This window comes from Franconibacter pulveris, from assembly GCF_056780215.1.
In genome coordinates this window covers 1,434,407-1,453,879 of sequence record NZ_CM165555.1, presented here as the reverse complement: position 1 = coordinate 1,453,879, position 19,473 = coordinate 1,434,407, and the positions used below count along the sequence as shown (strand labels likewise).

Genomic DNA, 19,473 nt, shown 5'->3' with positions numbered 1-19,473 from the left:
ATCAAAACAGCCTACCGCCGGTTACCGAAAATACGCAGCAGCATCAGGAACAGGTTGATGAAATCGAGGTATAGCGTCAGCGCGCCGAGAATCGAGTACTTACGCAAATGCCCGCGATCGTTAACATCGATCTCCGCCCCAAGGCTTTTCAGCTTCTGCGTGTCATACGCCGTCAGGCCCACGAAGACGATAACGCCGATATAGGTTACCGCCCACATCAGCGCCGTGCTCTTCAGCCAGAAATTCACCAGCGAGGCGATAAGAATGCCTATCAGCGCCATAAACAGCATATTGCCGAAGCCGCTCAGGTCGCGTTTGGTGGTGTAGCCGTAGAGGCTCATCGCGCCAAACATCCCCGCCGTCACGACGAAGGTGCTGGCGATAGAGGCATAGGTATAGACCAGAAAGATACTGGCGAGCGTTAAGCCGGTGAGCGCCGAATAGAGCATAAACAGCGCGGTCGCCACCGCCGGGCTGAGCTTATGCACCAGCCCCGACAGCACAAACACGACCGCCAGCTGCGCGATAATAAGCCCGAAGAAAGTGATGCGGCTTGAGAACACATACATCATCACGGCGGGTGTATTAGCGGCATACCAGGCGACGAACGCAGTGAGCAACAGCCCACAGGTCATCCAGCCATACACTTGCGCCATAAAAGTCTGCAACCCCGCGCGGGGCTGAACAATGGTGTCACTTGAACGTGGATATCGGTCCATGACGGCTCCTCTTAACGATAAAAACCGGGCTTGCGCCCCCTGGTAAAAGCCTGGCACATTCTGCGAAACCCGCTTACCAGCGCTTCGCCGCCTGCTGGTCGCTCTCGCGGGCTTCTACCCAGCGGTCGCCTTCCGACGTGGCTTCCCGCTTCCAGAATGGCGCGCGGGTTTTCAGATAATCCATAATAAACTGCGCGGCTTCAAACGCCTGGCTGCGGTGGGCGCCGGTTACGCCGACAAACACAATTTCATCCCCCGGCCACAGTTCGCCAATACGGTGAATCACCGACACACGCTGCAGCGGCCAGCGCGCTCGGGCATCCGCGACAATCTCCGCCAGCGCCTTTTCCGTCATGCCCGGGTAGTGCTCAAGCGTCAGCGCGCTCACGCTGTCGCCAAGATTATGATTGCGCACCTTACCGGTGAAGGTAACCACGGCGCCGTCTTCATCGCACTGGGCAAGCCACTGGTACTCTTCGCCTACGTTGAAATTTTCACGCCCGACGCGAATACGGGTTTCCATGGTCAGCCTCCGGTTACCGGTGGGAAAAAGGCCACTTCGTCGCCCGCTTTCAGCGGATGATCGAAGGCCACCAGCGTCTGGTTGACCGCCGCCAGCAGCTTGCCGGGCTCCAGCGCCAGCGCGAAGCGGTCACCGCGCGCGGCGAGGTGTGCGCGCAGCGCCTCAACGTTTACGAAGTCCGCTGTCACCTCCAGCGCATCGGTCGCGACCAGCTCGCGCACCTGCGCGAAAAACAAGACTTTAATCATTATCATTCACCTGAAAATCGCCTGACTTGCCGCCGCTTTTCGCCAGCAGCCGCACCGGGCCAATGACCATATCTTTCTGCACGGCTTTGCACATATCGTAAATGGTCAGCGCCGCCACCGACGCCGCCGTCAGCGCCTCCATTTCCACGCCGGTTTTACCGGTCAGGCGGCAAAGCGACGCAATGCGTACGCGGCTCTGTTCCGGCTGCGCCTCTAACTCCACTTCCACTTTGCTAAGCAGCAGCGGATGACAAAGCGGGATCAGCTCCCAGGTGCGTTTGGCGGCCTGAATGCCGGCGATGCGGGCGGTGGCGAACACATCGCCCTTGTGATGGCTGCCGTCGATGATCATCGCCAGCGTTTCCGGACGCATGGCGACGAAGGCTTCGGCGCGCGCCTCGCGCACCGTCTCCGCCTTGGCGGAAACATCAACCATATGGGCTTCGCCCGCGGCGTTAATGTGGGTCAGTTGCGACATAGCTTACTTCTTGAGATGAGGATGGAAATTACAGGGACGAGTGCGGGCGTCGAGCTGCGGCACGATGATGTTTTCCCAGGCCGTGCGACACGCTTTCGTGGAGCCGGGCATGGCGAAAATCAGCGTCTGGTTGGCAATGCCCGCCACGGCGCGCGACTGCATCATCGAGGTGCCTATCTCTTCAAAAGAGAGCATGCGGAACAGCTCGCCAAAGCCCGAGATTTCGCGGTCGAACAGCGGCAGCAGCGCCTCAGGCGCGACATCGCCTGCGGTAAAGCCGGTGCCGCCGTTAATCAGCACCACCTGCACCTCATCAGAGGCTATCCAGGCGGAAACCTGGGCGCGAATGGCATACAGGTTCTCTTTTACGATGGCTTTCTCCACCACCTGATGCCCCGCCTCAACGGCGGCATCGCGCAGGAAATGGCCGGAGGTGTCTTCGTCTTCGCCGCGACGGCTGGAGACGGTAAGAATAGCGATACGCGCCGGGATAAACGCCGCGCTAACCTGGCTCATGCTCTACTCCTTGTAAAAAAGGTTAACCGCCGATATAGGACAGATTCTGGGTAATGCCGGTGTTGCCGTCATGCAGGAAATGGGTCTGCTTTTTATAGGTCAGCGCCTCTTCGATGCGGGCAATCAGCGCGCCCTGCTGGCTGTCATCAGCAAGCAGCTCGCGAAGCGACACGCCGCCATCGCCGAAAAGGCACAGATGCAGCTTACCTGACGACGACACGCGCAGCCGGTTGCAGCTGGCGCAGAAATCTTTGTCATACGGCATGATAAGGCCTATCTCCCCTTCGTAATCGGGGTGGCAGAAGACCTGCGCCGGGCCGTCCGCCCGGTTGCGAAGCTGATGGATCCAGCCGCGTTTGAGCAGTTCGTCGCGAATGGTCGCGCCGGAGATATGATGCTCCCGAAACAGCGAGCCGCCCTCGCCCGTCTCCATCAGTTCGATAAAGCGCAGCTGAATGCGGCGCGGCTTGATCCAGGCAAGAAAGGTGTCGAGCTGATGGTGGTTAACATCGCGCATCAACACCGTATTGACCTTCACCCGCTCAAAGCCCGCCGCAAAGGCGGCGTCTATCCCCGCCATGACCTGACGGAATTTATCCTGCCCGGTAATCGCGTGAAACTGACGGGCGTCGAGACTGTCGACGCTTACGTTAATAGCGGTGAGCCCGGCGTCGCGCCACGCTTTTACGTCACGCGCGAGGCGGTAGCCGTTTGTGGTGACCGCAATCTGACGGATGGCGGCGTTTTCACGCACCGCGGCGATGATGTCGGTAAAGTCGCGGCGCAAGGAGGGCTCGCCCCCGGTCAGGCGCACTTTTTCGGTGCCCAGCGCGGCGAAAGCGCGCGTCACGCGGCGAATCTCATCGAGCGAGAGGAAACTTTTGTTGGTCGCGCCTGCGGGCTTGTAGCCATCCGGCAGGCAGTAGGTGCAACGAAAATTGCAGACGTCGGTAATCGACAGGCGTAAGTAATAAAACTTACGCGCAAAAGCATCGGTAAGTTGAGAAACCATGTACACCTTTCCAAATACGGGAGATGCAGTCATTTCTTTCTGCACCCTGGTGGCGTCGCCACGGCCAGAGCGCCATATCGCAAGGACTTAGGCGCAAAGGCTTAGAGTGTTGTTTCAATTTGCTGAAACGTGGTAATGGCGATAGTAGCGCGTGAAACCCAGTTTCGCCAACGCCGATTTTCGCTATATAAACGCATACATAGCGCTTTATTCGCCACATTTGGCATCAGAATACGTAAAAGTCATCTTTTTGCCTTGATACACGTCATTTTAAGGCGGATGGCGGATCGTTTTTCGCCGCACTTTACGTTAACGTAGGCCGTTTTTTGGGTTCATAAGGATTAGGTATGCGCAATCGCACTTTTGCGGACCTCGACCGGGTGGTGGCGCTGGGTGGCGGGCACGGCCTTGGCCGGGTGATGTCGTCGCTCTCTTCGCTGGGTTCACGGCTTACCGGCATTGTCACCACCACCGACAACGGCGGCTCCACCGGACGTATTCGCCGTTCCGAAGGTGGCATCGCCTGGGGAGATATGCGCAATTGCCTTAATCAACTCATTACCGAGCCGAGCGTCGCGTCGGCGATGTTTGAGTACCGTTTTGGCGGCAACGGCGAACTTTCAGGCCATAACCTCGGAAACCTGATGTTAAAGGCGCTGGACCACCTGAGCGTGCGGCCTCTGGAGGCGATTAATTTAATTCGCAACCTGCTGAAAGTGGACGCCTTCCTGATTCCGATGTCGGAACAACCGGTAGATTTGATGGCTATCGACGTGGACGGCAATGCGGTCTACGGCGAGGTCAGCATCGACCTGCTAACCCAGCCGCCTAAAGAGTTGATGCTCTATCCTAAAGTACAGGCGACGCGGGAAGCGATTCAGGCCATCGGCGAAGCGGATTTACTTATCATCGGGCCGGGAAGTTTTTATACCAGCCTCATCCCGCTGCTGCTGGTGGAGGACCTGGCGCAGGCGCTGCGCCGCACGCCCGCGCCGATGGTTTATGTCGGCAACCTGGGGCGCGAACAGAGCGCGGCGGCGGATAATTTACCGCTGGAAGAGAAGCTCGCCGTAATGGAGCAGTATGTCGGCAAAACGGTTGTGGATGCGGTGGTGGTAGGTCCGCAGATTGACGTGAGCGGCGTTAAGAACCGCATTATTGTCCAGCAACCGCTTGAGGCGACCGACATCCCGCATCGCCACGACCGCCATCTGTTGCGCATTGCGCTGGAAAAAGCGATTCAGGAGCTGGGATAAAGTTTAGCGTGGTTAGCCGTAACGGAAAAGGCGGGTGAGCTCATGGCCACCCGCCTTTTTTGTAAGCCGCCGCTCAACGCCACAGAAGACGCCTTCGCCTTCTTCAGAAAGGCAATCAGGACGCGGCGATAAACAGCTCGCGCAGTTGATGCAGTTGATCGCGGATCTGCGCGGCTTCTTCAAACTCCAGGTTTTGCGCATGCTGCAGCATCTGCGCCTCCAGCTGGTGAATTTTTTGCTGCAGCGCTTTCGGCGTCAGCGCCAGTTCCGCCGCTTCCACATCGGCTACGCTGCGACCTTTGCCACGGCCCTTCGGCTTAGTTTTGGCGATGCTTTCGCCAAGCGCCAGAATATCCACCACCTTCTTGTTCAGGCCCTGCGGCACAATGCCGTGCTCTTCGTTATAACGCTGCTGCTTCTCGCGACGTCGCTCCGTTTCGCCAATCGCTTTCGCCATCGACGGCGTAATTTTATCGCCGTACAGAATCGCCTTGCCGTTAACGTTACGCGCCGCGCGGCCGATAGTCTGAATCAGCGAACGTTCGGAGCGCAGGAAGCCCTCTTTATCCGCATCCAGAATCGCCACCAGCGATACTTCCGGCATATCCAGCCCCTCACGCAGCAGGTTGATGCCCACCAGCACGTCAAATTCCCCCAGACGCAGGTCGCGGATGATCTCCATGCGCTCCACCGTGTCGATGTCGGAGTGCAGGTAGCGCACCTTCTCGCCGTGCTCTTCCAGGTATTCGGTAAGATCTTCCGCCATGCGCTTGGTTAACGTTGTCACCAGCACGCGCTCGTTGATAGCCACCCGCTTGCGGATTTCCGACAGCAGGTCGTCTACCTGGGTCGCCACCGGACGCACTTCGATAATCGGATCAAGCAGCCCGGTCGGGCGCACCACCTGGTCGACGATTTCGCCGCCCGATTTTTCCAGTTCATAGTTGCCAGGCGTCGCCGACACGTAAATCGACTGCGGCGCCAGCGCTTCAAACTCTTCAAACTTCAGCGGACGGTTATCCAGCGCGGAAGGCAGGCGGAAGCCATACTCTACCAGCGTCTCTTTACGCGCCCGGTCGCCGCGATACATGCCGCCAATCTGCGGAATAGTAACGTGCGATTCGTCAATCACCAGCAGGCCGTCGGCCGGCAGGTAATCGAACAGGGTTGGCGGCGCTTCGCCCGGTCCGCGCCCCGAGAGGTAGCGCGAGTAGTTTTCGATGCCGGAGCAGTAGCCCAGCTCGTTCATCATTTCGAGGTCAAACTGGGTGCGCTGGGTCAGGCGTTGTTCTTCCAGCAGCTTGTTATTGGCAAGCAGCACCTTACGGCGGTCCGCCAGTTCGACTTTTATCTCTTCCATCGCCTGCACAATGCGCTCGCGCGGCGTAACGTAGTGCGTTTTCGGATAGACGGTGAAACGCTGGATAACCGACTCTACCGTGCCGGTAAGCGGGTCGAACAGCGACAGGCGCTCCACTTCTTCGTCAAAGAGTTCTACGCGCAGCGCCAGATCATCGGATTCCGCCGGGAAAATATCTATCACTTCGCCGCGTACGCGGAAGGTGCCGCGCTGGAACGCCTGATCGTTGCGGGTGTATTGCAGCTCCGCCAGACGGCGCAGGATATCGCGCTGGTTGATTATCATGCCCTTCGTGAGGTGCAGCATCATCTTCAGGTACAAATCGGGGTCGCCCAGACCATAAATGGCGGAGACCGACGCCACGACCACCACGTCGCGGCGCTCCAGCAGCGCTTTGGTCGCGGAAAGGCGCATCTGTTCGATGTGCTCGTTTACCGACGCATCTTTTTCAATAAAGGTGTCGGAGCTCGGCACGTAGGCTTCCGGCTGATAGTAGTCGTAGTACGAGACGAAATATTCCACCGCGTTATCCGGGAAGAACTCTTTCATCTCACCGTACAGCTGCGCCGCCAGCGTTTTATTCGGCGCCAGCACCATCGTCGGGCGCTGCAGGTCGGCAATCACGTTGGCCACGGTAAAGGTTTTCCCCGAACCGGTTACGCCAAGCAGCGTCTGGTGAGCCAGACCATCTTCCAGCCCCTCTTTCAGACGACGAATCGCCTCCGGCTGATCGCCAGAGGGTTTAAAAGCGGAATTGAGTTTGAAAGGTTTGCTCATGAAATGACTACCTGATGCAGATTTGGGCGGGCCGGAGGTGTAATTTTACTCGCAGGCGAAATTTTTGCCAGCACTAAATACTGTATGAAAAACCAGTGCCGGGTGAGCAAAATTTTGTTACGCACCGTTTCTGCCGTCTGGTCTGCTTCATTTCCCCCGCCACCTGAAGAAAAAACCAGCGAAACGCGGTTATCCCCAAAAGTTTTGCCCTTTTAACATTTGTCAAGCGAGGCTGTGATAGTTTTATTGCAGCAGGTGACACTTTTCTGACGGCCATTGATTTTATTTAACCTGCTGTAATTTAAAGGATATTTTTTTGAGACGGCTTTCGCGTCAATCCGGCGGGAACCCGCATCCGCTCTCGCTTGCCGGGTGTTTTCTAACTCTAATGCACAAGGTTATCCACAGGAATAGTGGATAACTACCCTCAAGCCATTGTCTGCGCCGCTCCGCGAAAACCCTGCATTTTGTGTAACGAGGCGGAAAAAATTTTTTCTTGTCGGCTTTAGACGTCTTTTGGCACTTTTTGTTCAGCGGCCAGGCGTGATTATGGTCACATAACGCCCGACAACCGATTAAAAATTAAACGCAGCGCTGCACCAGGGCGGCGAGTTTCTTACCTTCTCAGGCACTCTTAAAGTGCACCCTTCAGATAAAGTGCTAGCCCAGGATCGCTAACCCACCCTTTTTTATCAGCTTAATCTCAAAGAACACGATATTTCGCCCTGGATTCCGGCGCTGGCAAGAGAATTGCAACGTAACCGTACCGGAACTCGACCCTTTCTCCCTGTTTGGGAGAAGCGACGCAGGATGCTGGTGATCTGGTGAATAAAACGCTCGTAACGCTGCGCAGTCAGCGAAGTGATTATCTCTTCACCCTCTCAGAAAGGAGTTTGCTATGTTGAGTTTACGTGCTGTGAATCAATACTACGGCACGCAGCACACGCTGTGGAATGTCGATTTAGATTTGCTGCCGGGCGAGTGCACCTGCGTAATGGGCGCGCCGGGCATGGGTAAAACGACGCTTGTGAATTGCATTGCAGGCTACCTGCCCGTGCAGAGCGGCAGCATGACGTGGCGCGAGGCAGGTAAGCCCCCGGAGGAGCTGTTAACGATGCCGCCGGAACACCGCGCCGCGCTCGGCATCAGCTTCCTGCCGCAGGACAGGCGCATTTTCTCGCAGCTTACCGTTGAGGAAAACCTGCGCATCGCCATGCTGGCGGCGGCGGATAAGCCAGGCCCGCTGCCGGAGATGATTTTCGATCTTTTCCCCGACCTTTATGCGCTGCGGCATGCGCGCGGCGGCGAGCTGTCGGGCGATAACCAGCAGCAGCTGGCGCTCGCCCGGGCGCTGGTAAACCAGCCCAGGCTGCTAATTCTGGACGAGCCGACGCGCGGCGCCGGTCAGAATGTGATTCAAAAGCTAAGCCTGCTGATAGTGCGCTTAAACCGCGATTTCGGCCTGACCGTGCTGCTGGTGGAACAGCAGCTGTCGTTCATTCGACGGGTAGCAGACCGCTTCTGCCTGCTGCATCGCGGCCGCGCCGTCGCCCGGGGGAGCGTGGCGCAGCTTGATAACGAAAAGCTGGCGCACTGGATAACGCCGTAAAGCCTGGCGCCGCTTTAGCGCCTCTTCAGCGCCTCCAGCGAAAGATAACGGCCGAGCGGCTGATGCTCGGCCCGCTCCCCAAGCCACGGGATCTCCCCAAGACACGGCGCAGGCAGCAGCCTTTTAAGCGTCGCCATATACTCCTGATGGCGTTTGCCTGGCGGCTGCACGTCGTTGGCAATCCAGCCCGCGAGCGGCAGCCCGGCCGCCGCGACCGCCTGGGCGGTAAGCAGCGCATGGTTGATGCAGCCAAGCTTCACGCCTACGACCAGAATCACGGGCAATTGCTCCTTCACGACCCAGTCGGCGAAAGTGGCGGTTTGCGAAAGCGGCGTAAACCAGCCGCCAGCGCCTTCTACCTGCACCCAGTCGGCGAGCGGCTCCAGCGCGGCAAGCCCGACGGAGAGCGTAGCGAAATCAATCGGTCTGCCCTCTTCCTGGCTTACGATATGCGGCGACGTGGGTTCCAGAAAGGTGAGCGGGTTAACTTGTTCATAGCGCAACGCCACGCTGCTGTGGCGTTGCAGCGCCAGCGCGTCGCTGTTGCGAGCCCCTTCTTCTGTCATTTCGCTGCCGGACGCCACCGGCTTGTAGCCTGCGGTGCGGTAGCCCGCAAGCGCCGCCGCCTGCAACAGCGCGCAGCTCGCCACGGTCTTGCCCACTTCGGTATCGGTACCGGTAATAAACCAGCGTTCAGTCACGTTCAATCACTCCAAAAATCAGATGGTACGAGAGCGGGAAACCGCCCGCTCGCTGCGGCCAGGCGAGCGTCAGCCGCTGCAGCTCCCGGCGCGTCAGGGTGCGGTTTTGCCGCCCGTCATGCAGATGCGTCGCGCCAATGCCTTTGAGCGACCGCATGGCGCTTAAGGCGTCCGGAAAAGTCAGGGTAATGCGCTCCTGAAAGAGCGCCACGCGGCTTTCCGGGCAGGCGCGGGCTATCGCGTCGGCGGATAAAAAGCGGTTAGCGTGCGGATTTTCATCCACGGCCCGCCACGCCTGATGCAGCTCCGGCAGCGATCCTTCCACCAGCGTGCTGAAGGCGATGCGCCCGCCGGAGCGGGTGACGCGATAAAGTTCGCCCAGCCCCCGGGAGAGGTTTTCACACCACTGCACCACCAGGTTGCTCCAGACCAGGTCAAAGCTTTCACTGGCGAAGGGCAGCGCTTCGATATCGCCCTGCGCATAGCGGTGCGCCGTCTGCTGCCGACGCGCCTGTATCAGCATCTGCGCGCTGAGATCCACCGCCGTCACCTCGCTTCCCTGCTCACGCCAGCGGCGGCTGAACGCGCCGGTGCCGCAGCCCGCGTCAAGCACCTGGGTGAAGGCCGCGCCCTGCAGGCAGGCCAGCAGCCGCTCGCCGCTCAGGCGCTGTAGTTCCGCAAAGCGGTCATAGCTTTGCGCCGCGCGGCCAAAGGCGGCCGCCACGGCGCGTTTATTCACGGCAGGCGTCATAGAGGGCCTCCAGCAAGGCGTCGATATCGTCATTTTCATGGGCGGCGGTGAGCGTGATGCGAAGCCTGGCGGTCCCCGCCGGCACCGTAGGCGGACGAATCGCACTGACCCAGCAGCCGCGCTCCCGCAGCCGCTGCGCCAGCGCCTGGGTGCGAAGGTTATCGCCCACAATCAGCGGCTGGATGGCGGTGGCGGATTCTGCAAGCGTAAGCGGTAGCGCCGCAGCGCCCGTGCGAAAGCGCGTAACGTTATGAGCAAGACGGCTACGCAGCGCGTCGCCTTGCTGAATCACGCGCAGCGAAGCATGCAAAGCAACGGCCTGAGCGGGCGGCATGCTGGTGCTGTAGATAAGATGGCGGGCAAACTGCGTCAGATAATCGGCGAGCGAATGGCTGCACAACACGGCTGCGCCGCTCACGCCGAAGGCCTTGCCGAAGGTGACGATCAGCAATTCGGGGCGAACCTGGCTTGCAAAACAACTGCCGCGCCCGCCTTCGCCCAGCACGCCGACGCCGTGCGCGTCGTCCACCATCAGCCAGGCCTTCGCCTCACGGGACGCCTGCGCAAGTTGCGCCAGCGGCGCGCTGTCGCCATCCATGCTAAAGACCCCTTCCGTCACCACCAGCGTTTGCCCGTCGCACGGTTTCGCCAGCAGATTTCGCAGCGCCGCCGCGTCGTTGTGCGCGAAACGCCGCAGCCGCGCCGGACTGTGGCTTGCCGCCTCCAGCAGCGAGGCGTGACTTAAGCGGTCCGCCAGCAGGCGGTCCTCTTTTTGCATCAGCGCGCTGATAACCGCCTGATTAGCCGCGAAGCCGGAGATGAACAGCAGCGCCCGGTCGAAACCGAGCCACTGCGCCAGCGCCGCTTCCAGCCCGACGTGCTCGCGATGGTAGCCGGTCACATGTCCGGAACCGCCGCTCCCCACGCCATAGCGCTCCGCCCCTTGCCGCCAGGCGCGGATCACGTCCGGGTGCTGGCTCAGGCCGAGGTAGTCATTGCTGGAAAAATTGCGAAAGCGTTGTTCGCCGCGCACCAGCCAGCGCCCGTTCCCCTGCTCGTTTGGTTCACGGGTGCGAAAGGCGTGGTTTTCACGCCGCTCGTTTAAGGCGGCGTCGATTCGCGCCTGCCAGCTCATACTGCCGCCGCGTTGTAGTACTGTTGGTTGTCCGCGTCGCGCAGGGCATGCTCCAGGCGCTCCTGCTGCTCGTTGTCGCCGGCCAGCACCGCGGTCTGTTGCGGATTAAGCCCAAGCTTGCGGAAAAGCTGTAAATCTTTGTCCTCTTCCGGGTTCGGAGTGGTGAGCAGCTTGCAGCCATAAAAAATGGAGTTGGCGCCCGCCATAAAGCACATCGCCTGCGTCTGCTCGCTCATCTGCTCGCGGCCTGCCGAAAGGCGCACGTAAGAGGTTGGCATCATGATGCGCGCCACGGCGATGGTGCGAATGAAATCGAACGCGTCAACGTCCTCGTTATCGGCAAGCGGCGTGCCTTTCACCTTCACCAGCATGTTGATTGGCACGCTTTCCGGCGGCGTAGGGAGATTCGCGAGCTGCAGCAGCAGCCCCGCGCGGTCGGTGACGGTTTCGCCAAGGCCCACGATGCCGCCGGAGCAGACTTTAATGCCGGCGTCGCGCACTTTGCCGATGGTGTCGAGACGCTCCTGATAGGTGCGGGTGGTGATAATGTTGCCGTAAAATTCCGGCGAGGTGTCGAGGTTGTGGTTGTAGTAATCCAGCCCCGCCTGGCCCAGGCGCTGCGCCTGCGATTCGCTCAGCGTGCCAAGCGTCATGCAGGTTTCAAGCCCCATCGCTTTAACACCCTGCACCATTTGCTCCAGGTAAGGCATATCGCGGTCGTGGGGGTTTTTCCACGCCGCACCCATGCAAAAGCGCGTGGAGCCTGCGGCTTTCGCTTTGCGGGCGGAGTCCAGCACCTGCTCGACCTCCATCAGCCGCTCAGCTTCCAGGCCGGTTTTGTAACGCGCGCTCTGCGGGCAATATTTGCAATCTTCCGGGCAGGCGCCGGTTTTGATGGAAAGCAGCGTGCTGACCTGCACCTGCCGCGGGTCGAAATGCTGGCGGTGAACCTGCTGCGCGTCGAAGAGCAGCTCCAGCAGCGGTTTTTCAAAAAGGGCGTTAACTTGCGACAAAGTCCAGCGTGCGTGGTGAGCCATCGGGGCGTCTCCAAAGTTTTTTTTCGTTGGGGTTATAGATATACTTGTAAACCTAAATCTTTTTAATTTGGTTTACAATAGCACTTATGACCCCTGACGATCTCGCCTTCGACCAGCGACATATCTGGCACCCCTACACTTCCATGAGCGCCCCGCTGCCCGTTTATCCGGTCACGTCCGCCGAAGGCTGCGAGCTGCGTCTCGCCAGCGGCGAAAGGCTGGTGGACGGTATGTCTTCCTGGTGGGCCGCCATTCATGGCTATAACCATCCGCGCCTTAACGCGGCGCTTAAACGTCAGATTGACGCCGTTTCACACGTGATGTTCGGCGGCATTACTCACCCCGCCGCCGTAGCGCTCTGCCGTAAACTGGTGGCAATGACCCCGCAGGCGCTGGAGTGCGTGTTTCTGGCGGATTCCGGCTCGGTGGCGGTGGAAGTGGCGATGAAAATGGCGCTGCAGTACTGGCATGCGAAAGGCGAGCCGCGTCAGCGCTTTCTCACCTTCCGCAACGGCTACCACGGCGATACGTTCGGCGCGATGTCGGTCTGCGACCCGGACAACTCCATGCACAGCCTGTGGAAGGGATATCTGCCGGAAAACCTCTTCGCGCCCGCGCCGCAAAGCCGCTTCGACGGCGAATGGGATGAGCGCGACATGGCGCCTTTCGCCCGCCTGCTAGCGGCGCATCGTCACGAGATTGCGGCCGTTATTCTGGAGCCCATCGTGCAGGGCGCAGGCGGCATGCGCATTTATCACCCGGAATGGCTTAAGCGCATCCGCAAGATGTGCGACCGCGAGGGCATACTGCTGATCGCCGATGAGATAGCCACCGGCTTTGGCCGCACCGGCAAGCTCTTCGCCTGCGAGCATGCGGGCATTACCCCGGATATTCTCTGCCTTGGTAAAGCGCTGACCGGCGGCGCCATGACCCTTTCGGCGACGCTCGCCACTCGCCATGTCGCCGAGACCATCAGCAACGGCGAAGCAGGCTGTTTTATGCACGGCCCGACTTTTATGGGCAACCCGCTCGCCTGCGCCGTGGCCGCGGAGAGCCTGGCGCTGCTCGAAGAGGGGAACTGGCGCACGCAGGTCGCCGCCATTGAGCGACAGCTGCGCGAAGAATTAACCCCGTGCCGCGACGAGCCGGGGGTGGCGGACGTTCGCGTGCTGGGCGCTATCGGCGTAGTGGAAACCCGCCAGCCGGTAGAGATGGCGGCGCTGCAGCGCTTTTTCGTTGAGCAAGGGGTCTGGATACGTCCCTTCGGCCGCCTGATTTACCTGATGCCGCCTTATATCATCACGCCGGAACAGCTCACGAAGCTCACCCGGGCGGTGCGCGAAGCGGTAAAAAACCCGGCGTTTTTCAGAGCGTGATCCTGCCGCCGCGCCCGGCGAGCGGGAGAGTGATGCACTACACTTCAGGGATTTGAAGCAGAAAACCAGGAGGAAACGATGAAGATTCTGATGGTGCTGACCTCTCACGACAGGCTTGGCGATACCGGCAAAAAAACGGGCTTCTGGCTCGAGGAGTTCGCCGCGCCCTGGTACGTTTTCCATGATGCGGGCGTGGAGGTGACCGTCGCCTCGCCGAAAGGCGGCCAGCCGCCGCTTGACCCGAAAAGCGACGAACCGGATGCCCAGACCGAAGCCACCGTTCGCTTCCGTAAGGATAAAACCGCACAGGATGCCCTCGCTAACACGCTGAGACTCGAGGATATTAACGCCGACGATTATGACGCGATTTTCTTCCCCGGCGGTCACGGCCCGCTCTGGGATCTTGCAGACCACCCCATATCCATCGCGCTGATTGAGCATTACTGGGCCAGCGGCAAGCCAGTGGCGGCAGTCTGCCATGCGCCTGGCGTGCTGCGTTACGCCAAAAAACCGGACGGCTCGCCGCTGGTTGAAGGCAAGCGCGTAACCGGTTTTACCAACAGCGAAGAGGAGGCGGTGGGCTTAACTAACGTGGTGCCGTTCCTGGTGGAAGATGCGCTGAAAGAAAAAGGCGGGCAGTTTGAACGCACCGGAGACTGGGGCGAGTACGCGGTGACCGACGGTCATCTCGTTACCGGACAGAATCCGGCCTCGTCCGCGGCGACTGCCCAGGAGTTACTCAAGCTGTTGGATCTCTGAACAGGAGCAACAATGAAGTTAATCAGCCACGATATCAAAGAGGGCGAAAAGCTGCCGGCCCGCCATGTCTTTAACGGCATGGGTTATGAAGGCGACAATATCTCCCCGCATCTGGCGTGGGACGAGGTGCCGCCGGGCACCAAAAGCTTTGTCGTCACCTGCTACGACCCGGACGCCCCTACCGGCTCCGGCTGGTGGCACTGGGTGGTGGCGAATTTGCCCGCCGATACCCGCGTGCTGCCGCAGGGCTCCGGCTCCGGCCAGGCGGAGCTGCCGGACGGCGCTATTCAGACGCTGACCGATTTTGGCAAAACGGGCTACGGCGGCGCGGCGCCGCCGAAAGGCGAATCGCACCGCTATATCTTCACCGTTCACGCGCTTGACGTAGAACGCATCGAGGTGGATGAACACGCCAGCGGCGCGATGGTCGGTTTTAATGTGCATTTCCATCGACTTGCCAGCGCCTCCCTTACCGCCCTCTATATCTGATCCGATTTAAAGCCGATTGTCACAATCGGCTTTTCGTTTCGCTCAACTTAGTATAAAAATGCAGGCTTTCGTGGATATCCTCTTTTTACTTTGCTAAGCAAGGAGCAACCCTTGAACACATTTTCGGTTTCCCGTCTGGCGCTGGCGCTCGCTTTTGGCGTGACACTGAGTGCATGCAGCTCAACGCCGCCGGACCAGCGTCCCTCTGAGCAGGCCGCCCCTGGCACCGCGTCCCGTCCTGTGCTTTCGGCTGACGAAGCGAAAAACTTCACCCCGGCGCGCTATTTCGCCGCGCTCGATCCGAATGCGGCCGCGTGGTCTCCTTCCGCTATCCGTCTGCCGCAGCAGCCCGATTTCGTGGTCGGCCCGGCGGGCACCCAGGGCGTGACCCACACCAGCATCCAGGCGGCGGTTGACGCGGCGATCGTTCGCCACTCCACCAGCCGTCAGTACATCGCCGTCATGCCGGGAACCTATGAAGGCACCGTTTATGTGCCAGCCGCTTCCGGCAGCGTGACGATTTACGGCACCGGCGAGAAACCGATCGATGTGAAAATTGGCCTGGCGCTGGATTCTGAAATGGACGCCAATACCTGGCGCCACACCGTTAACCCGTCGGGCAAATACATGCCGGGCAAACCGGCCTGGTATATGTTTGATAACTGCCAGAACCGCCGCTCCGGCGCTGTCGGCGTGATGTGCTCCGCCGTAGTCTGGTCGCAGAACAATGGCCTGCAGTTGCAGAACCTGACCATTGAGAACAACCTCGGCGACAGCGTGGACGCGGGCAACCATCAGGCGGTGGCGCTGCGCAGCGACGGCGATCGCGTGCAGATTGACAAGGTGAACATTCTGGGCCGCCAGAACACCTTCCTCGTGACTAACAGCGACGTGCAGAACCGTTTCCTGACTAACCGCCTGACCCGCACTCAGGTTACCAACAGCTATATCGAAGGCGATGTGGATGTGGTGGCCGGCCGCGGCGCGGTGGTGTTTGATAATACCGAGTTCCGTCTGGTGAATTCCCGCAATCCGCAGGAAGGCTATGTGTTCGCGCCAGCGACGCAGCCGAACCTGTTCTACGGCTTCCTCGCGGTGAACAGCCGCTTCAGCGCTTCCGGCAACGGCGTAGCGCAGCTTGGCCGCGCATGGGATCTTGAGGCGGGCGAAGGCGGTTACACGCCGGGCCAGACCGCTAACGGCCAGGTCGTTATTCGCGACAGCGTCATCAACGAAGGCTTTAACGTGGCGAAACCGTGGGGCGACGCGCTCGGCTCTAAGCGTCCGTTCACCGGCAACACCGGCACGGCGGACGATAAAGGCAACGTGCAGCGCGACCTTAACGACGCGAACGCCAACCGCATGTGGGAGTTTAACAACCGCGGCGTAGGCAGCCAGGTGGTGGCTGAGCCTAAAAAGTGATCGGTCTGAAACGGTAAAGAAAGGGGGGAGTTATCCCCCCTTTTTTGCTGCGACCTGTTGCGTTATCGCAGAGACTGCATCACCCCGTTGCAGCAGGACAGCAAGGCGCAGCAGGAAGCGGGGCGTTCACTCCATGCGCCTGCACGCGACGCCCTTAACACGCGCATTTCCGATGGCGTGCCCCTGCTCGCCGTCGCCAATGACAATGTTACGTATGCAGACGTGCAAGGCGTTCAACTAAAAAACCTCGCCGCGGCGAGGTTTTTTTATTATGCCTCCTGGGCGTTAATCGTCACCCACATTGGCCCCTGGCCTACGGCGTAACGCGCTTTTTCCTGCAACAGCCCCTGTGGCTCTTCAATGGCGTAAAGCGCGATATGGTGCGATTTCTGTCCGGCGGCAATCAGGTATTTACCGCTGTGGTCGATGTTGAAGCCGCGCGGCTGGGTTTCGGTGGGCTGATGCCCTTCCACCGCCAGCACGCTGCCATCCTCCGACACGCTGAAAATGGTCAATACGCTTGCGGTGCGATCGCAGGCGTAAAGATGGCGTCCGTCCGGCGTAAGGTGAATATCCGCCGCCCAGCGGGTATCGGCGAAACCGGCAGGCATCATATCCAGCGTCTGCACGCACTCAATGTTGCCGTGCGGGTCGTTCAGCGCCCAGACATCCACGGAGCTGTTCAGCTCGTTAACGCAGTAGGCAAATTTACGGTTCGGATGGAACACCATGTGGCGCGGGCCAGCCCCTTCCACGGTGGTGACTTCCGCCGGGGTTTGCGCGACCAGCTTGCCATCGTCGCTGAGCGTGAACAGGCAAATGCGATCCTGCTTAAGCGCCGGTACCCACAGCGTGCGGTTATCCGGCGAGATGTTGGCGGAGTGGCAGCCCTCAAGCCCGTCGGCCACGTCGGCTACTTCACCTGGCAGGCCGTCGTTTAAGCGGATCACCGCAACGTTGCCTGCGTTATAAGAGGCGCTGAACAGGTAGCGCCCGCTATGATCGGTGGAGATATGGGTCGGGCTGCCCGGCAGCGCCGATTCGCCCGCCTCGCTCAGCGTGCCGTCGTGCGCCGCGATGCGGTAGGCGATAACGCGAAACTCGGGGCGTACGCCGACATAAAGAAAACGCTTATCGGGGCTGATTACCATCGGCTGCACCTGGCCTGGGGCGTCCACCACTTGCAACAGCGTAAGATCCCCTTCGGGGTTAAGTCGCCAGACGTGGATTTGCTGGCTTTCCGGGCTGGCGGTATAAACGGTCTGTTTCATGAATACTCCTTTCCTCACTGCAACTTGAAGGTCTGCCACAAAGGGTAGCGTGTTTTAGCAAGCGATGCCGAAACGCGCCGCAGGGTTTTGCCCGCTGCGGCTTGCGGTGTACCATCAGGACAACCTGTATGATTCGACAACCTCTGGAAACGTAAATGACGTACCGTGTAATTGCCCTGGATCTGGACGGCACCCTGCTGACCGCGCAAAAAACGCTGCTGCCGCAGTCGCTCGAGGCGCTTAAGCGCGCACAGGAAGCGGGTTATCAACTGCTTATCGTCACTGGCCGCCATCACATCGCCATTCATCCTTTTTATCAGGCGCTGGCGCTGGATACACCTGCAATTTGTTGTAATGGCGCTTATTTGTATGATTATCCAGCGAAAAAGGTGCTGTCGGCCACGCCGCTGGCGCCGGAAAAAGCGTTGCGTTTAATTGATTTGCTGGATGAGCACCACATTAACGGCCTGATGTACGTAGATGACGCCATGCTCTATGAAAATCCGATGGGCCACGTCATGCGCACCGAAAACTGGGCGAAGAGCCTGCCGGAACACCAGCGCCCGGTCTTTCGCCAGGTGCCCTCGCTGCGTGAGGCGGCAATGCAAGTGGACGCCATCTGGAAGTTTGCGCTGACGGACGGCGATATTCCGCGCCTGCAAACGTTCGCCCTGACGGTGGAGAAAGAGCTGGGCGTGGAATGCGAATGGTCATGGCACGATCAGGTGGACGTGTCGGCGCGCGGCAACAGCAAAGGGGCGCGCCTTGCAGAATGGGTCGCTTCACAGGGGCTGAGCATGGACCAGGTGGTGGCTTTCGGCGACAACCACAACGACATCAGCATGCTCAAAGCGGCGGGTCTGAGCTTCGCCATGGGCAATGCGGATGATGTGGTGAAGGCGAGCGCCAGCCGCGTTATCGGCCCGAATACCGAGCCGAGCATCGCCCAGGCCATCTATCAGCACCTGCTGTGATCAGGTCGTTATCGACACGCTTTTGATCTGCGCGTAAAGCCACAGGCCCGGCTTGATAGCAAGCTCGTCCCGCGCCCACGGGCTGATGCGCGCCCACAGCGTACGAGAGCCGACTTCAAGCTGCACTTCAACCTGGCCTTCGTCGTCATAGCACTGCGCCACTTTCGCCCGCAGCACGTTGCGAATGCTGCTGTGCGGCGAAGGCTGCAGCACCAGCGACACATCGGAAGCCTGAATGCGGATGCGCAGCGCCGTCTGCAACGGCTTATCGATACGGTTAACCCACAGGTGCTGGTCGCCCAGCGCCAGCGCTGTCATAGCGTAGTGCGGATGCTGTTCCAGCACCGTCACTTTCAACACGCTGCTCTGCTGCTCTTTCGGTAGCCACGGGTTCATCACCCGGCTGCCCCAGACCTGTTCCAGATTGCCGAAGGCTTTGACCTCGCCGTTATCCAGCACCAGCACTTTGTCCGCCAGATGAAGAATTTCCTCCAGCGAGTGGCTGACGTAGAGCATCGGCGTGTTGACTTCGCGAGCGAGGCGTTGCAGGTAAGGCAGCAGTTCGCGCTTGCGCGGGATATCGAGCGAGGCCAGCGGCTCGTCGAGCAGCAGTAATTCCGGCGCGGTCAACAGCGCACGGCCAATCGCCACCCGCTGCTTTTCGCCGCCCGACAGGCTGGCGGGAAAACGCTCCAGCAACGGCTCAATGCCCAGCAGCGCCACCAGCTTGTCATACTGCGCCGCCATGCTTTTCGCCATGCCATATTTCAGGTTGCCGCTGACCCGGTAGTGAGGAAAGAGCCGGGCATCCTGAAAGACGTAACCGATGCGCCGCTTTTCCGGCGCCAGGAAAATGTTTTGCGCCGCGTCGCTCAGCACGCGGTCATTAAGCGTGATGCGCCCCTGCTCCGGCCGCGTCAGGCCGCTGATGGCGTTGATGAGCGACGTCTTGCCTGCGCCCGAGACGCCAAATATCGCCGTAATGCCGCTGCCCGGCAGCGTTTCGTTGAGGGTTAAGCGGTGATCGCCAAGCGTCTGGGTAAAGTTAAGCTCCAGCATT

The 19,473-nt window shown here is 59.8% G+C and carries 20 protein-coding genes and 1 riboswitch; of the genes, 7 read left to right on the top strand and 13 right to left on the bottom strand.

Annotated features, from left to right (window positions below):
- Nucleotides 1–11 precede the first annotated feature (11 nt).
- The 6 genes from ACU4F7_RS06945 to moaA form a co-directional block, all read right to left on the bottom strand.
- A complete protein-coding gene (locus ACU4F7_RS06945) occupies nucleotides 12–719 on the bottom strand; it encodes a Bax inhibitor-1/YccA family protein (protein ID WP_024555962.1) in 708 nt (235 codons plus the stop codon).
- 73 nt (nucleotides 720–792) lie between these two features.
- On the bottom strand, nucleotides 793–1,242 hold the full coding sequence (gene moaE / locus ACU4F7_RS06940) for a molybdopterin synthase catalytic subunit MoaE (RefSeq protein ID WP_481638310.1): 450 nt from the start codon (nucleotides 1,240–1,242) through the stop codon (nucleotides 793–795).
- A 2-nt stretch (nucleotides 1,243–1,244) separates the two neighbouring features.
- Entirely contained in the window at nucleotides 1,245–1,490 is a 246-nt protein-coding gene (moaD, locus tag ACU4F7_RS06935) for a molybdopterin synthase sulfur carrier subunit (protein ID WP_024555960.1), read from the bottom strand.
- The gene (gene moaC / locus ACU4F7_RS06930) at nucleotides 1,483–1,968 is read right to left on the bottom strand and encodes a cyclic pyranopterin monophosphate synthase MoaC (protein WP_024555959.1); all 486 of its coding nucleotides are present in this window, start codon (nucleotides 1,966–1,968) and stop codon (nucleotides 1,483–1,485) included. The genes moaD and moaC overlap by 8 nt, the downstream gene beginning before the upstream one ends.
- Before the next feature lie 3 nt (nucleotides 1,969–1,971).
- Nucleotides 1,972–2,484 (bottom strand): molybdenum cofactor biosynthesis protein B, encoded by a 513-nt coding sequence (moaB, locus tag ACU4F7_RS06925; protein ID WP_029592285.1) that lies wholly within the window; start codon nucleotides 2,482–2,484, stop codon nucleotides 1,972–1,974.
- Nucleotides 2,485–2,506: 22 nt separating this feature from the next.
- Nucleotides 2,507–3,496, bottom strand: a complete 990-nt coding sequence (gene moaA / locus ACU4F7_RS06920; protein ID WP_071809200.1) for a GTP 3',8-cyclase MoaA — start codon at nucleotides 3,494–3,496, stop codon at nucleotides 2,507–2,509.
- Nucleotides 3,484–3,615, bottom strand: a riboswitch (molybdenum cofactor riboswitch). (Overlaps the previous gene by 13 nt.)
- Before the next feature lie 228 nt (nucleotides 3,616–3,843).
- Between moaA and yvcK the strand changes: the two genes are divergently transcribed.
- The gene (yvcK, locus tag ACU4F7_RS06915) at nucleotides 3,844–4,752 is read left to right on the top strand and encodes a uridine diphosphate-N-acetylglucosamine-binding protein YvcK (RefSeq protein ID WP_481638309.1); all 909 of its coding nucleotides are present in this window, start codon (nucleotides 3,844–3,846) and stop codon (nucleotides 4,750–4,752) included.
- 115 nt (nucleotides 4,753–4,867) lie between these two features.
- On the opposite strand, the gene uvrB is transcribed toward yvcK, so the two are convergent.
- A complete protein-coding gene (uvrB, locus tag ACU4F7_RS06910) occupies nucleotides 4,868–6,889 on the bottom strand; it encodes an excinuclease ABC subunit UvrB (RefSeq protein WP_024555955.1) in 2,022 nt (673 codons plus the stop codon).
- 898 nt (nucleotides 6,890–7,787) lie between these two features.
- On the opposite strand from uvrB, the gene ACU4F7_RS06905 reads away from it, so the two are divergent.
- The gene (locus ACU4F7_RS06905; RefSeq protein ID WP_029592282.1) at nucleotides 7,788–8,498 is read left to right on the top strand and encodes an ABC transporter ATP-binding protein; all 711 of its coding nucleotides are present in this window, start codon (nucleotides 7,788–7,790) and stop codon (nucleotides 8,496–8,498) included.
- A gap of 14 nt (nucleotides 8,499–8,512) precedes the next feature.
- Here the strand turns inward: ACU4F7_RS06905 and bioD are convergent, their stop codons facing one another.
- The 4 genes from bioD to bioB are packed head-to-tail and all read right to left on the bottom strand — an operon-like array spanning nucleotide 8,513 to nucleotide 12,122.
- The gene (gene bioD, locus ACU4F7_RS06900) at nucleotides 8,513–9,199 is read right to left on the bottom strand and encodes a dethiobiotin synthase (protein ID WP_481638308.1); all 687 of its coding nucleotides are present in this window, start codon (nucleotides 9,197–9,199) and stop codon (nucleotides 8,513–8,515) included.
- The gene (gene bioC / locus ACU4F7_RS06895) at nucleotides 9,192–9,950 is read right to left on the bottom strand and encodes a malonyl-ACP O-methyltransferase BioC (protein ID WP_481638307.1); all 759 of its coding nucleotides are present in this window, start codon (nucleotides 9,948–9,950) and stop codon (nucleotides 9,192–9,194) included. The genes bioD and bioC overlap by 8 nt, the downstream gene beginning before the upstream one ends.
- Nucleotides 9,931–11,085, bottom strand: a complete 1,155-nt coding sequence (gene bioF, locus ACU4F7_RS06890; RefSeq protein WP_481638306.1) for an 8-amino-7-oxononanoate synthase — start codon at nucleotides 11,083–11,085, stop codon at nucleotides 9,931–9,933. The genes bioC and bioF overlap by 20 nt, the downstream gene beginning before the upstream one ends.
- Complete coding sequence (gene bioB, locus ACU4F7_RS06885; protein ID WP_481638305.1) at nucleotides 11,082–12,122, bottom strand: biotin synthase BioB; 1,041 nt, start codon at nucleotides 12,120–12,122, stop codon at nucleotides 11,082–11,084. Before bioB ends, bioF begins: the two co-directional genes overlap by 4 nt.
- An 86-nt stretch (nucleotides 12,123–12,208) precedes the next feature.
- On the opposite strand from bioB, the gene bioA reads away from it, so the two are divergent.
- The 4 genes from bioA to ACU4F7_RS06865 all read left to right on the top strand — a co-directional run bounded on the left by bioA (nucleotide 12,209) and on the right by ACU4F7_RS06865 (nucleotide 16,168).
- The gene (bioA, locus tag ACU4F7_RS06880; RefSeq protein ID WP_481638304.1) at nucleotides 12,209–13,498 is read left to right on the top strand and encodes an adenosylmethionine--8-amino-7-oxononanoate transaminase; all 1,290 of its coding nucleotides are present in this window, start codon (nucleotides 12,209–12,211) and stop codon (nucleotides 13,496–13,498) included.
- A gap of 78 nt (nucleotides 13,499–13,576) precedes the next feature.
- Nucleotides 13,577–14,257 carry a type 1 glutamine amidotransferase domain-containing protein gene (locus tag ACU4F7_RS06875; RefSeq protein WP_481638303.1) on the top strand — a complete coding sequence of 227 codons (681 nt, stop codon included), beginning with the start codon at nucleotides 13,577–13,579 and terminating at the stop codon, nucleotides 14,255–14,257.
- A 12-nt stretch (nucleotides 14,258–14,269) separates the two neighbouring features.
- Nucleotides 14,270–14,746, top strand: coding sequence for a kinase inhibitor (locus ACU4F7_RS06870; protein ID WP_029592275.1), 477 nt, complete (start codon nucleotides 14,270–14,272; stop codon nucleotides 14,744–14,746).
- Nucleotides 14,747–14,857: 111 nt separating this feature from the next.
- A complete protein-coding gene (locus ACU4F7_RS06865) occupies nucleotides 14,858–16,168 on the top strand; it encodes a putative acyl-CoA thioester hydrolase (protein WP_024555946.1) in 1,311 nt (436 codons plus the stop codon).
- A 269-nt stretch (nucleotides 16,169–16,437) separates the two neighbouring features.
- Here ACU4F7_RS06865 and pgl read toward each other — a convergent pair whose 3' ends face one another.
- Nucleotides 16,438–17,439 carry a 6-phosphogluconolactonase gene (gene pgl, locus ACU4F7_RS06860; RefSeq protein WP_029592274.1) on the bottom strand — a complete coding sequence of 334 codons (1,002 nt, stop codon included), beginning with the start codon at nucleotides 17,437–17,439 and terminating at the stop codon, nucleotides 16,438–16,440.
- 155 nt (nucleotides 17,440–17,594) lie between these two features.
- On the opposite strand from pgl, the gene ACU4F7_RS06855 reads away from it, so the two are divergent.
- Nucleotides 17,595–18,413, top strand: coding sequence for a pyridoxal phosphatase (locus ACU4F7_RS06855; protein ID WP_029592273.1), 819 nt, complete (start codon nucleotides 17,595–17,597; stop codon nucleotides 18,411–18,413).
- Here ACU4F7_RS06855 and modC read toward each other — a convergent pair whose 3' ends face one another.
- A complete protein-coding gene (gene modC, locus ACU4F7_RS06850) occupies nucleotides 18,414–19,472 on the bottom strand; it encodes a molybdenum ABC transporter ATP-binding protein ModC (protein WP_481638302.1) in 1,059 nt (352 codons plus the stop codon).
- Nucleotide 19,473 lies beyond the last annotated feature (1 nt).